The organism is Stieleria maiorica, assembly GCF_008035925.1.
Taxonomy (GTDB): Bacteria; Planctomycetota; Planctomycetia; order Pirellulales; family Pirellulaceae; genus Stieleria; species Stieleria maiorica.
In genome coordinates this window covers 4,180,356-4,195,567 of sequence record NZ_CP036264.1, presented here as the reverse complement: position 1 = coordinate 4,195,567, position 15,212 = coordinate 4,180,356, and the positions used below count along the sequence as shown (strand labels likewise).

Annotated in this window: 1 protein-coding gene (only partly in view); it reads left to right on the top strand. The window is 58.5% G+C overall.

Every position in this 15,212-nt window falls within one protein-coding gene, locus Mal15_RS14355, for a DVUA0089 family protein, read on the top strand. The gene is 48,948 nt long; 17,251 of those nucleotides lie to the left of the window and 16,485 to its right, leaving coding positions 17,252-32,463 in view, spanning codon 5,751 (partial) through codon 10,821 (complete); the first codon wholly inside the window starts at position 3. Both codon boundaries (start and stop) fall beyond the window edges.

The window sequence follows — 15,212 nt, the reverse complement described above, 5'->3', positions numbered from 1 at the left end:
ATGCGGATGCGGACGCCCGCGCTTTCGGAGCAGGACTACTTTCGGGAAATGCCGCCTCGGCCGATGCGCGGCTGACAGGCACGGACCGGGCTTTCCTTGGTGATGCCACCATCCGGGCGACGACAGGTGTGATCGTCGATGCCGACACCGACCGCAGTGCAACTGCGGATGCAGGGCAACTCTCCGGTGGCATCGCCGCAGCCGGAAGCACCGCTGCGGATGCCGACGCGGGCGGCGCAACGACCGCCTCTTCGGCCGCGAATGTCACCGCCGGATCGTTGACCATTCGTGCCGACGACGACAACGCTTGGGTGCGAGCCGATGCCAGGTCGCTTTCCGGAGGCATCCTTAGCGGTCAAGCCTCGAATGCATATGTCCGATACGATCCGACGATCAACGCATTCTTGGACACCGGATCGTTGCTCAACCTGACCGGCAATCTGACGGTCGCGGCAACGTCGAATTCGGCCGACGCCAACGCGACAGCCAACGGAATCGCAGTTGCGTTCGGTGCGACTGCGGGGGAGTCGCAAGCGACTTCACACCTGTCGCCGATTGTCGAGGCTTCCATTCTTGGCGGTCGGGTGAATACCGGCGGCGACGTCTCGATCCGAGCGACCCATCGCCCCGACACAACCGACGCGACCGCGCGGGCGTCCGGGGGGGCCATTTTTGTCGGCGCCTTCGGCGCCAATCCGAATGCCAACGCCGACGCCTCGGTCACCAGTCGAATCTCCGCTCCGGCTGTGCTTGCTGCCGGCGGGAACATCCTCGTTTCGACCCTGTCAAAGAATTCTGCCGATGCCGAAGCGAGAAGCTTGGCGGCGGGAATCTTGGGCGTCGGCACGAGTGATCCCGATGCGGATGTGGGCGGCAGCACCACCGCATATATCAACGGTGATGTAAACGCTGCAAACGATGTGACCGTCCGCGCCGAGGTGACCAATCGTGCCGCGGCCGATGCGGCGGCCACAAGCGGCGGATTGGCCGCGGGCGTCGGAGCCAGCGCCGACGCGGATGTCGCTCACGAACTTTACGCCTACATCGGCAGCAATGCGACGATTGACGCCGACAACAATGTTTCGGTGTATGCGGAGTCCGATAATCGGTCCGAGGCGACTGCCGATGGAGAGACGCTCGGAATCGCCGGAGCGGTCGGGACCAGTGTGGCCGACGCCTCGTTGGATTCGACAACCGTCGCTTACCTGGGATCGGCGACCAACATCAACGCCGGACGCGACGTGATCGTTCGATCTGATGCCTCGGACGTCGCCGAAAGCGATGCCACTGCGGCATCGGCAGGAATCATCAATGGTGCCGGCGCCGACGCAAAATCGCTTGTCGATCCGACGGTCCAGGCGTGGGTCGGTCAAAATGTGACGATCGAGGCGGAACGGGATGTCGAAATTGAAGCGCACGGCAAATCCCAATCCTATGCCGATGCCCAAGGGCGTGCACTTGGAGGCGTCAATCTCGGGAAGTCCGTCGCGGTTGCCGACGCTTTTCCGTCGGTTTTGGCGGAGGTGGGAGAATCGACAAACATCAATGCCGGTGATGAGATCGATGTCATCGCGACGCTCAATCAGAACCTGTCTGGCTATGCCGCCGAGGCGCTTTCCAACGCCTCGGCCGGTGGTCCATTGGCCAGCGGAATCGGCGCCGAAGCGTTTGTCGATTCGCGGGCCTACACCGACGCGGTCGTCGGAAACGATGCCAATTTGTTCTCCGAACGTACGGTCGAGATATTTTCGCAAGTTGACAACAACACACGAGTACGCTCCCTCGGCAAAGCGGGCGGCTTGCTGACGGCGGGATCGACCCAAGCGGAAACCTATCTCGACACCGCGGCCAACATCAACATCAATGCGTTTGCCGACATCAACGCCGACCGCGACGTCATCCTGTTTTCCGAAGCCGATTCGAACGTGTCCAGTTTGGTCGAAGGTGGCGTGGGAAATACCATCGGCGATTTTCTCAAAAGTCTGTTTGAATTCGATATCGCCGAGGCGTTCACCAACGTCCCGTCCATTCTTTCCGCCGGCGGAAGTGCCACCGACGTCGTTGTCTTCAACTCCTCTGTCATCGATGTCGCCTCCAACGCGGAGATCCATGGCGGAAATCAGGTCGAATTGATTGCCGATACGGACGTCTTTTTGGACGTGGACGGAAAAATGACGTCCGAGGGAGCGACGGCCGCGACTGCAACCGCCTTGGTCGATGTCTTTGTCGATTCCGACGCGATCGTCAACATCGGCTCCGGCGCCAGCGTGACCGGCTTTGATGTTCGCATCGAATCGGACAATCGGGTAGGAGGCAATGCAGCGTCGGTGGCTCGTGCCGAAGTCGACGTCGAAGGCGCGTTCGCCAATGCGATCACCCGATTCAGTATCGGCGGTAGCGGAAACCATAGCGTTGCATTGATCGATATCGGTAGCAATGCGGAGATCGCGGGTACCGGGCGTCTGGTGATCGAAGCCACGAACGAGCAGCTCAACGGCAACGTTGTCTCCGACGCGAATTCCAATGCCGAAGCATTGGGAATCATCGGCACGGCCACGGCTCACGCAGCAGGAACCGTCTTGGTCGATTCGGAAGTCCGATCGGCAACCGGTTCTGAAATCGCAAGTGCAGATTTGACCGTCCATGCCGAATCGGACTATCTGCTGGTTCGCAATCCCGTGGCCGAAGCGACGACCTTCATCACACGCGTGATTGAAGTGGTACGCACGATCACCGAGGAAATTTGCAGCTGGTTGCCGGGCGGAATCAAGGACTTCTGCGAAACGGTGACTCGAACGGTGATCGATTTTGTGGAAGAAGTGATTCCCACAACCCAAGTCCTCTCCACCACGGGAGGGTTGGGACTGCGCCAGCGAGATCGGATTGATCTGAACAGCGAGATCTCAGATTCCGCGCTGGGTGCCGACCGGTTCTTGGTCGTCGACCCCGGCGGGTCGGTCAACCCGGCCAGCAATATTCCGGCATCCGAAACCGGCGACGCGATCATCGTCGGAGACATCATCAATGGTCGCCTTGCCAAAATGCGTTTCCTGGCACCCGCTGGCGAGGTGACAGGTAGCGCCTTGTTAATCCTAAACAAGCTCACCAGTCGAATCCTGCTGGAAAACAACTCCGACAAAGACCTGGTCATTCAACGGGTCAACATGGTCGCCGACAACCAGGGTGAGCCGGACGTGGTCTACGAGTTCAGTGAAGGCGGTCGCTATGCATTCGATGAAACGGTCCGGTCATCGCGGCTGGACGTCGAAAACAATGGCAACGGCGACGTGATCTTCACCCGTCCGATCAGCAACTTGTCGGCGACATTTGACATTGCCAACCGTGGCGGTGCCCTAAGAACATTGGGAGGCGCCTATTTGGAAATCGGTGATCAGGGGCGTCTGTATCTGGATGCCTTTGCAGACGATATCGGCGCCAGCACTTCCGAACGATTCGCCGTTCGGCTTGTACGCACCGAAGGTGCACCCTCCAACGCGGTCGTGCGAGCCGTCTCTGGTGATGACGTCCGGCTGGGCGTGACCGGGATCAATTCCAAGTCTTCGGCCTCCGATTCCACGGATCGCGTCGAAGGTATTTCGGTTGACGTGCGTGCCGACGATCTGATCGATGTCCGTTTCTCCAGCGGCATGATTCTTGACAACGCACGCCGAACACGCGTCGTTCCGGGAACCTACGAGGTCGACCGCGCACAATCGTCAGGCGGTAACGTGACGGTGAACGTCGATCACGGGGACTTGCTGCTGAAACGTACCAACGCGATCAACGCCCCCCAAGGTACCGCCACCGTCACTGCCTCCGGCTCCATTGAAGACGTTTCCTCGACCTCAAAAATCCGTGCGGTTGACATCGACCTCACCGCCAACGGCGGGACCATCGGATCAGTTGACAATCGTTTGGAAATCAACAGTTCGTCCTATTCAACCGGCCACGTCAACGCACAAGCGGCCCAAGGCATCTTTATCACAGAAACAACGGGCGATTTGCGGTTGGGCGCCGTGACATCGACCGGTGAAAGTATTCAGTTGTTTTCCAACGGCGGTTCCATCCTGGACGCCTTTGGGGACGTCGCGAGTGATCTCGTCGGATCGGAGATCTTTTTGAGTGCTCCGCTGGGAGGAATCGGCAGCGGTTCGCGGCCGCTCCATCTGGAATCTTCACTGATCAACGCTGAAGCCCGCAACAACACCTACCTGACAGAGGTGACCGGCAACCTTTATGTCGATCGCGTGCGATCCTCGTTCGGCGACGTGACGCTCACGGCATTGACCGGCGCGATTCTGGATGCCAGTCCCGGCGCACAAGCGAATGTGGAAGCAAGAAACGTTGATTTGTTCGCCGGCGGTGGAAGCATTGGGTTGAGCAACAATGACTTTGATCTCAATTCATCGCGATATTCCGTGGGCAAGGTGGACGCCCAGGCGACCTCCGGCATCTACCTCACGGAAACCCCTGGCGCACTCCGCGTCGGCGACATCCACTCCACCGGCGGCCCGATACGACTGAGCGTGCCCGACACCGCCGCGGCTGGCAGCGACCTTGAATGGACCTCCTCCAGTCGCATCATGACCGACACCGATACGGTCTTGTTCCAGGTCGGGGACAACGTGATTGGCCAGGCAGGCGGTCAAGTGTTCGCTCCGGGTGGAGTCATCCTTCTAGCGGATTTCGGCAACCGAGACACCGGAATCGGGACGACCAGCTCGATTGCCGGGACAATCAACAGCCCGCGGATCGAGATTCGAGGCAACACCGACGACGACCATTTCACCGTTATGGTCAATCACTCGCAAACCGGACCGTTCGAAATCTATGGCGACTCGGGTACCGATACCATTTTTGCCGGACCAGGACGGCAAACGATCTATGGTGGGGCGGGGGATGACGTTTTGTGGGGCGAAGCCGGCGAAGACACGATCTTCGGCGAGGCCGGCAGTGACACAATTCACGGTGGAAACGAGAACGACCGAATCTTCGGCGCATCCGGGGCCGACACGGTCGACGGGGGGGCCGGGGACGACTTGATTGAGGGCGGCAGCGAGGGAGACACCCTGCGCGGCGGCCCCGATCATGACACGATTCTTGGACAAGGTGGAGACGACAACCTGGCCGGCGATTCAGGAAACGATTTGTTGGTCGGTGACATTGGCAATGACACTTTGTTCGGAGGCAGCGGTCGCGATTTGCTTTGGGGCGGGACCGAACTCTTCTCACACGCGATGTGGGACCTGACCTCGTCGCAATCGGATGACTTTGTGCTGCCGATGGAGTTCGTGCAGGCAGAAACCGCAACACCAACCCCGTTCGGTCTGATCGCCGACTCCATCAACCAGTGGCGGATCATTCCACTGGAAGTCATTCAAGCAGGGCAACAATTATCGGTTCCTGGAAGCGTAGGCGACGGTGAAGACACGCTGTATGGCGGTCCGGATGGCGATTGGCTGTTCGGCGGTGGCGACGCCGACACGTTGGACGGCGAGGGCGCGAACGACTACGTCGACGCGGGAGCCGGAGCGGACCGCATGGTGCGTGGCGGCGAGGGAAACGACGTGGTTCGCGGCGGCGGAAACGACGACGTGCTGTTCGCCGACGCCGGGATCGACCTGTTGCTGGGCGAACTCGGAAATGACACGCTGATTGCCGGTCCGGGCAGCAACGCCACCTTCGACGGGCCGGGCACGATCCAACAGGGTCAGCGATTGTTCGGTGGCCCAGGAACCGATCGCCTGTACGCCTACGCCGACAATCAACTGGACGAACAATCCAAGATTGGTGACGAATTGCATGGGGGGCCAGATGGTGACATCCTGTCCGGAAATCTGCGTCAGGACTACCTGCTCGGAGAGGGCGGGGATGACACGATTTACGGCGACATTCAACGCGGCCCCGTCAATGAATTGAACCCCGAGTCATCGGTCAACCCGGACGCGGCGGTGATCGGCGGCGATGATCGGATTGACGGTGGCCCCGGAGCGGACAAGCTTTACGGCGGAGGTGGTCGCGACTTTATCGTCGGCGGACCTGATTCCGACCGCATCGAAGGACAAAATGGCCGGGACCGATTGTTCGGCCATGGCGGTAGAGACATCATCATTCTCGACACGAGCGCCGAGTACACCGAGTTGGGTGATGAGTTCGACGGCCACTACGGCATCGTTGACGACGACAACGCGACCGACGTACTGTCGGCCCGGGGAACCAGTGAAGATGACTTTCTCCGAATCTCCGAGGAGGTCGCGATCCTGTCGGCCCCCGAACTCTCGGTCGCGACCGGCGGTGTTCTGTCGGGTGACGCGTTCTTCACCCTCACAATTAATGAATCCATTTCAGCACCGGTGATCGTACGACGATCCGAAACGATCGCAAACGCTACCGAGTGTGATGCAGATTCACCGCAATGGTGTATCGCCGCGTTGGCGGCCGACATCACGGCCGCAATCGATGAACGTCCGGAAATCACCGGAATGGTCCAGGCAATCGGCTTGGGAAATCAGATCGCGATTCTCACCCGCGGACTCGGACGTCATGCAAGCCTTCAATTGTCCGCAGCAAATGCCATCACGCAAAACGAGTTGCGGTTCGGTGCGGAGCAATCCGGACAAGAACAATTGATTGTCGACATCGGTGAAATACCGTCCGGCATCATGCCGAGCGACGTTGACCCCGCGGAGCTTTCCCTGCGGACGTCAATGGCAACCTGGCGATTCGTCGGCGACTCCGCGACACTTTCGTTCGATCAACAGACGTCTTCGGTTTCGGCAACGGGGACCGATCCGATGGAGTTGCTGTTTCCGATCGGGTCGGCGATCAGTGATGGCCAAACATTCTCAATCGGCGACGGAACTCACACACCGTTGGTGTTTGAATTTGAAGACGTTTCGGATGGGCCGGGAAACGGCACCGACGATGTCCACCAACCGATTCGCTTCAAACGGGGCGACTCCGCCGTCACGATTGCCAACGCGGCCGTCGATTCGATCAATTCGGCAGTCGTCCAGTCAAAACTCGGTGGTTTCAATCTGGGAGGCGTTGGAGCGTCGGTTGAATTGACTCCGGCACCCAGTCGACCGTTGATTGAACAAATTCATCTCGCCGGGTTGGTCGGCAACGACCGAATCGAGTTTGTGCAAGGACGCAATGCCGTTGACGTTGCGGTTTTGTCGGCCAGGTCAAATGATTATGTGGGCATGATCGACGGCGGTCCGGGCGATGACTATTTACAAGGCACCAATGCCCGTGACCGGATCGACGGCGGCTCGGGAAGTGACTTCGTTTATGGCCTCGGCGGCAACGACCGCTTGCGGGGCGACGGCGGTTCGTTGGTCGGGCGTCCCGTCGACCACGACGTCTTGTTCGCAGGCGCGGGCAACGATGATTTGATCGGCGGTATCGGTACGAATCAGTTGTTCGCCTGGTCGATGAATCCTGATCCGGAGGTCATCGATTTAAGCCGTCAATCCAATCGCGATGCGTCGACACTCGATCAGATCGGCAGCTCCTTCGGCGTGTTTGCCGATGGATCGGGCCAATTGTTCAACGACTATGAACAAGATGCAGAGTTGGGCAACCTCGAGTCGCTCCGCCGTGTCGTGGGGATGCGGTTGGCCCATCCGATTCAAGCGGACCGGTTCCGTTTTACCTTGAATCCGAATGCCCAGGTCACCGTCGATGTCGGTGCAACTTCGATCTCGCAATCCTTGGCCGACCCGTTGCTACTAACGGTGCCCAGTGGCGACCAGATCATGGACGCCTCGGTCATGGAAATCAGTGATGGAACATCCCTCGTCCGCTTTGAGTTCGACGAACTTGGATCGGGCAACGGGACGAACATAGGAAACGTTCCGGTCGCCTTCGACTCCGGCGACAGTCCTGATGTGATCGCCGCCCGACTGATCGTCGCGATCCAAGACGTCATCGCATCGGGCGGCCTGCGTGAGATAACCCCGGTCGATATGAACGACGGATCGCTCCGCATCGTCGTCCCCGCGACCGACGGCGACGATCGATTACGTCTGGTACCGCAAACGTCGACATCAAAGATCAGCTTTGAATTATTCGCCATCAACGGCCAACGCCTGCGTGCGGTGACGTCGGAAGCCGGGGGCGAAGCCGTCATCAACCTGTCAGGATTACCGTCGGGCAGATACGAAATCGTCGTTGTGGGAATCGCGGCAGACGGTATCACCGACAACGAGGCATTCCCGGTCGATTACGAAATTCTCGCCGAAGCGAGTGACACGACCGACGAGCGGATCCGCATCGTCGATCTGTCACGAACCCCCGAGGACACCGGACTCAATCGAATCCTCGGCGAATCGAGGACCGACGAACTGTACGGCGGAACAGTGCTCGACTTTCTGTACGGAAATGGAAGCGACCCGAATGATCCCGACCGTTTATTTGATCGCCACGGAAAACTTTTCTCGGCCCGCGACGGCGCGTTGGCCGGCGACGAGTGGAAAGCGTTCGCACGAGAAACGGATGCGGTTTGGTATTACAGCGGAACGAATCTGGACGATGTGATCACGGTCGACTTTGTGACCGAACCGGGATTTCTGGAAGGCCGGCACTTGATCACTCGACTGACCAACAACAACGGGAACTTCACGTTTGACGCCCAAGCTCAGCTGGATTTTGACGCCGTCGACGATGACGGCAACTTCATCTGGAATCCCGATGATGCGTTTACCGACTACCGGCTGATCGGCGCCAAATCAATGCCTGCCGATGGCCAACTGAGCGGTGACGCCACATTTTCGCTTAGCGTTCTCGGTCAAGATCCGGTGGCAATCACCGTGCCGGTGAACGATTCGCGTGAGACGGCTTTGACCGGGACCGTCCAAGCGCCCCCGGCCTTGTCCGCGGCCACTGAGTTTTCGTTGTTGTTGGACGAGGATCCGATCGAAATCACGGTTGGCGTCGATGCCATGAATACGTCGTCCGGCGCTGAATTGGTCGCCGTGATCAATCAGGCGATTTCTGATGCGGAGCTGTCACAACGAGTCAAAGCTGAAATCGATCGCGACGGCAGGGTCGCACTGCATCTGCTTGAAGGGTCATTTCTGCAGATCGCATTTTCACCACAGGCGACTCAAGTCCTTCGCGATGAGCTTGGATTTGTCAGCGGCCAGCGTATCGCGAAACATGGCACCGTTGATAACCGCAACGTCGACGACCTGATCGACGACATCAATTTCTGGATCGGCCAGGCCGGCCTTGGTGATCACGTTCATGCCGAACGGGTGCTGAAGGCAACCGATGGGGGGCAACAGGAGCACCTCGGTTTTCGAGTCGACGTCGGCGACGCAGAATCTGCCCCAACCGCCGACGGCCGTCCGCCGGCCGAATTGAGCATCACGTCATTGAATCAGGTCGCACAGGATGATTTCGGGCTCGTCGAAGGGCAAGTGGCTGTGGTCGACCGTGCGGGTGGAATCAACATCAGCCGACTGCTACCGCCGGAAAGCGATTTTGTGGCGATCATCGTTGACGCCTTGGACGGTGATGACCAGGTCACGATCGGCCCCACCGTGATTAAAACGGTCTGGACCGACGGAGGAGACGGAGATGACGTCATCAAGACGACCTCGGGCACACCGATCCTGATCGACAGCACGGAACATCCGACACGCAACGATGCGCTTGGCACACCGTTCGATCTGGGGCTGATCGATTTGAACCGCAACCCGTCGGCCATCGGGCTGACCATCGATCATCCGCGGGATGAAGATTGGTACCGGTTCGAATTATCGTCCGCCCCGATGGATGGCGATGCGATCAATCTGTACAGCCTTTCCGAAGATGACGACCTGACTTTGGAGCTCACGGATCTTGATGGTCGGATCCTGGCGTCGGCGTCACGGGTGGGCAGTCTGCATCGACTGCCACTAACCGGAATCGATTCCGACGGCGATTCCAGCAATGGTGTCTCTCCGTTAGTGGCCGGCACGTACCTGCTGCACGTGACGACGAACCTGACACCCACCCGCTACCAGATCGACTTTGTCAGTCGCGATTGGTATGACCGCGCAGACTTCAACCAGTCTGTCCTCGGCGCGAGCCGATTGGGCGATGGCGGAATGAGTCTCCGGGAACAGGAAATCGGTATTGTCAGCGACTTGACACTTCACTCGGGTTTCGACACCGATTGGTATCGATTCGCGCTTGATGCCGACGATGCCAGCGCCGGTGCATCAATTCGCATGGACTTGCTGTCAGCCACTGCGGGAGTTTCGATCACACTTTACTCGGCGGATGATCCGCAACACCCGATTCGATATTGCTCGCAATCCGTTTTGGGCGGCTCCGCATGCGATCTCGTGGATTCCACGGTAACGACGCGCAGCCTGGGCCGCTCCGCAATCCTTCCCTTGATGACCTCCGAAACCGTCGACGGACAAACACGCCCCGTGCCGCTGGGTGCGGGAGAGTATTTCTTGGAAGTCACCTGGAGCGACGACGTCGGTCCGCAAGACTTTGCCCGCTACGAGTTGATTCCGACATTCGATGCGCCGTTGTCGAAGTCGCTCTCGGACCCCGTCAGATTTGCCCCCCATGACTACAGCAATCCTCTGCTGGACAACATCGACCAGCGGCGCGATGTCATTTTGGGAGGTGCCGGAAATGATGTGCTGGCCGGCGGCTCGTATGAAGAGTGGATTTTTGGCGAGGAAGGCAACGACGTGCTGACCGGTGGTGCGGACCGCCAAGCGAGCGATCTGCTATTCGGCGGCATCGGCGACGATATCTTCCAAGTCATTCCCGATGGACTTCCGTTGGATAAGCGTACCGAACGATTCATCGACTCGGCCCGCCAAGAAACCACGGTGCTGACGTTGACCGACCGCTTTGAGGGCGGCGATGGTGAAGACCAGGTGTTGTTTCTCGGTGGAGATCTGGACCGACGTGGACAAGCCATTCGCGATCACGTGGCGGTCGGTTACGACACGGTGTTTCACCAATACGTGATCGGCGCCCTCGTTTGGGATCCGGATCGGCAACAGTTCCATACCGACCCTACCGACGATGGTGCATTCCAGGTCCAACGATCCTACTTCACGACCAACGAAGTCGAGAAGATGGTGATCAACACGCGTTCCGGCGATGATGTCGTTCGTGCAGATCCCGGCTTTCAATTTCCCGGTGACGAAAGTGAGTGGGGCATCAAACCCGAATCGTTCCCGCAGCGAGCTTTGCTGGGAAATCTGACGATTCTCGGTGGTCCCGGAAACGATCGATTGTTCGGCGGGGCGGGCGATGACGAAATCGATGGTCAATCCGGCAACGACTTCATCGTCGGTGGGGGCGGAAACGATTTGGTTCTCGGCGGCGCCGACGACGATTATCTGTTGGGCGGATCGCGTGACGACTTTGTTCTTTCGCAAATTGAATTCGGTTGGACCAGCGTCTCCAGCGAGATTGATTTCTCTCGTCCGCTGTTCCCCACGCTGACCTGTGGCTGCCAGTCATTCCCGTTTACGGAGGTCAACGGCGGACAAGCCGTCGTCACCGACCTGCTGGGGATGGACGCCGCCTCACTTGGCATTAGCGCCCTGGACGATGTGGTCTTTCGATTTGGCGACATGGTGGCCCCGTTTACGGCGCCCGCACTGACCCTGGTGGACTTTGACAATGGTGACCAGACCGGTCTGGCGGTGCAGCGTTTCCGTCCAACGAGTGGGACGGACAACAGCGTCGAACTGTTAAACGACGGAATCGTCGTGGCGGTCGGAAACGTGTTGGGTGTGGACGTCATGACGACAAAGACGTTGCAGTCGACCGCACGGGGGACCTATCAATTCACCGCACCGGGGTCGGATTCGAGAATCTTCAACGAGATCCTGTTGCGCACCGGCGGGACCGGAACCGTCGAATTCACGCTCAACGATTTCGCCTTTTCCGGCACGGGGACCGACCCGGGAACATTTGTGGCCAACGGGTTCTCCGAACTTTCCGGCAACGCGATCGAATCACCGCCCGCCTTTGTTCCGGGACCGGACCGATTCGAATTTGTCACCCGCGGCGGTGCGGTCAGCCCAAACGACAACCCATTGTTCGCATCGCAACTTGATCACATCGTAAGCGGTCAAACGATCGGAGGCCTGACGTTCCATAAAGGGGGGCTCGATCAAAACGGCGACATCCATCTCGATCTGAACGACTGGTATCTGATCCAGACGCCGTATGCGATCAACCGTTTCGGCGGCGGTGAACGAGCCTTTCTCAGCCGAGAGATGTTTCATGTCGTCGGCAGCCGTGATGACAGCGTCGTGCTCGATGTGGAACTGTTTCCGGCACAGCGATCGGGAGACACGATCATTCCCGTGGACCAGTTTTCCGGTGTTCCCGAATTCTACCTTTTAAAGATTCTGCGACCGGGCGACGCCGACGCGATCACTCCCGCTTTTGAATACGAAATCCGGGTCGATCTACATCCCGAGTTCTTCAACGTGCTGGGCGCGACCGTTGACGTGCCGGCAGAAACCGGGATTCTGAAAATCGATTCCGATGTGGCGTCTGATGAACCAGCAGTGATTCCATTGGGTGATATCAATGGGGACGGCCGCCCAGATTTTGTCAGCATGTTGCGCGAGAGCTACGGCGATTTCAGCGACTATTTTGAGTGGGTCGATGCGGGCGGAACGGACAGCGGGCGTCATCCAGCGGACTTTGTTTCGAGCACGTTTGCCAAGGTTTACTTCGGTGGCGACCCGCTCCAGGACACGACCCTGGACAATAACGCGATCACGCTGCAATTGCCGGCTCCAGTCCGAGAACCGTCCATCTTCGGCTCGCAATCCTCCATCGTGCGCGGAGACTTTGACGGCGATCAAATCGATGACATTGCGATCGCCGTTTCTTTGCAGGAATCGTACGGTTCGCTGGGAGATTCATTTGGAAATTCCGGTCTCTACATCATCTTCGGACGCGACACCCCGCAATGGGATCAAATCGACCGCCCCATCGATGTGCTGAACGATCTGGTCAGCGGAATGGAGAAGCCGATCAATCGCTTTCGCGGTGCGGCCGACCTCGCTGCGATCAACATCGATCAGGATGCATTTGACGATTTGCTGATTGACGATGCCAAGGACCAAGACGGGTTTGGACGGACGCGGGTCTATCGCGGTCGGCCCCGTGGCCAATGGCATCCAAACGTCATCAATGCCGATCCGATTTACGTCTTGCGAACCGAAACACCGCCCGGCGTGGATTTTTTCTCAGACGCCGGCACGATCGGCGACTTCAACGACGACGGGAGAGACGATTTCGCGATTCGATCCGGTTCCGATGGCAGCATCATTGACCTCTATTTCGGCGACGACCAGATGGGCATTCAGCCGCTGGGAGGTGTAGCGCCTAGGAACTTGGTGGAGTTCGACACACGGGTCTATTTTGTCAACGATTCGACGACCGCTCCGCAACTGTATCGGACCGACGGTTCCGGGGCGGTTGAAGCGGTGCCCAATGTGCCGGCGTTTGAGTTGTACGCCGGCCGCGAGCTGTTCACGTTTGAAACCGCCGGTTCCGAATTGCTCGTCTTTCCGCTCGACGCGCAGGATGGGGCAGGACGTGAACTTTGGGCCTTCGACGGTTCTGCGGCACAGCGTCTTTCGGACATCAATCCCCACGGTGATGCCGACCCCGCCGACTTTTACGTCTTCCTCGGTGAATTGCACTTTACCGCGGACGCGGGTAGCGGGTTTCGGCAGTTGTTCAAAATGGATGCCGATCAGAACGTCATTCGCATGTCGCCGGCAGCCACAGTCTTGTACAGCGAGTCGTTTGAGAACGGCCATGAAGGGTTCACGTTGTTCAACGATTTCGAAAACCCGGCCTCCGTCATTCAAACCGGAAACGATTTCTCGCTGCGAGGCGACTTTACCTTTGACGACGACGTGCAGTTGGTCGGCTTTTCCGTCGACACGACCACCACTGTCACGATGCAGTTGATGGGATACGGTGGCGGGAATCAGGCCGACGGAACGTCGATTCAGCCGGGTGGGTTTGATCCGATTTTGACTCTTTACGACGCCAGTGGCGACTACATCACCTTCAACGATGACAGTGAGTTCGGTGCGATCGATCCGACGACCGGTAGCGCCTACGACTCGGCAATCGTGCAAGAGCTTGCCCCCGGTGGTTACGTCCTGGCGATTACCCAATATGACAACTTTGCCGTCGGTGCCGATGGAGAAGGTGGCGGCACGGGACCGGTGACGTTGGCCGATGGATTTATCCGCGACGGACAAGGGAATTTCACATCCAGTTTTGGGCCGGGATTCCGTTTTAATTCTGGTGGCGACCAACGAAACGGCCAATGGGCGCTCGATTTATTGAACGTGGACAGCGCCGCACCAATCCATGAGGGTTGGCACTTGACGACCGGCCGACAGAACGATGGTCTGGACAATCACTCACCGACCAATAGCCTGTACTTTGGACAAAACGAGACCGATTTGATCGGTGGCGATTACGACTTCCTGACCGGTGAGGGTTACGGCAACGAAGGTATCGCCTCCACTCCCGTCATCTCGCTCCCGGCCGGCAAACGAATCGCACTGCGATTTAATCACCTACTGGAAGTCGAAGAGGATGTGGATATCGCAGAGGTCGAGGTGCTGGGCAGTTCCGGAACACCGGTGGACCTGATCCAATTGACCGGCACGGACGGTCAATGGAGAAACGTGAATGCCGACCTGACTGCTTTTGCGGGGCAAGATGTCCAACTGCGATTCCGATTCAGCATGCTCGATGACGGCGGTGGCAACGGATATCTGAATCAATACGAGGGGTGGTTTATCGACGATGTGGAGATCCTGTCTGAAGAATTGGACGTCGGCGACCAATTGATCGACTTCGAGGACGTCAATGGTCAGACCGGCCTTTATTTTTCATCCGACAGTGGTGACGGCCGAGGCCGCGAACTCTGGATGCACAATGGTGTCACTTTTACCCCCGTCTCAGATATCCACGTAAACGGCGATTCAGATCCGCGTGATTTCGTCGTCTACGGTGATCGGCTTTACTTCGCTGCTTCCGCCGATGGGTTCAACGAGCGATTGTATGGCTACGGTGGAGAGATCAGCGTCCCGCCCGCGGCCGAGACAGATTCCGGCGCAATTCTTTCGTCGACTACCCCCAAACCGCTGGGAGTCTTCAACGAGCAACTGCTGTTCATGGCTGCACCGTCG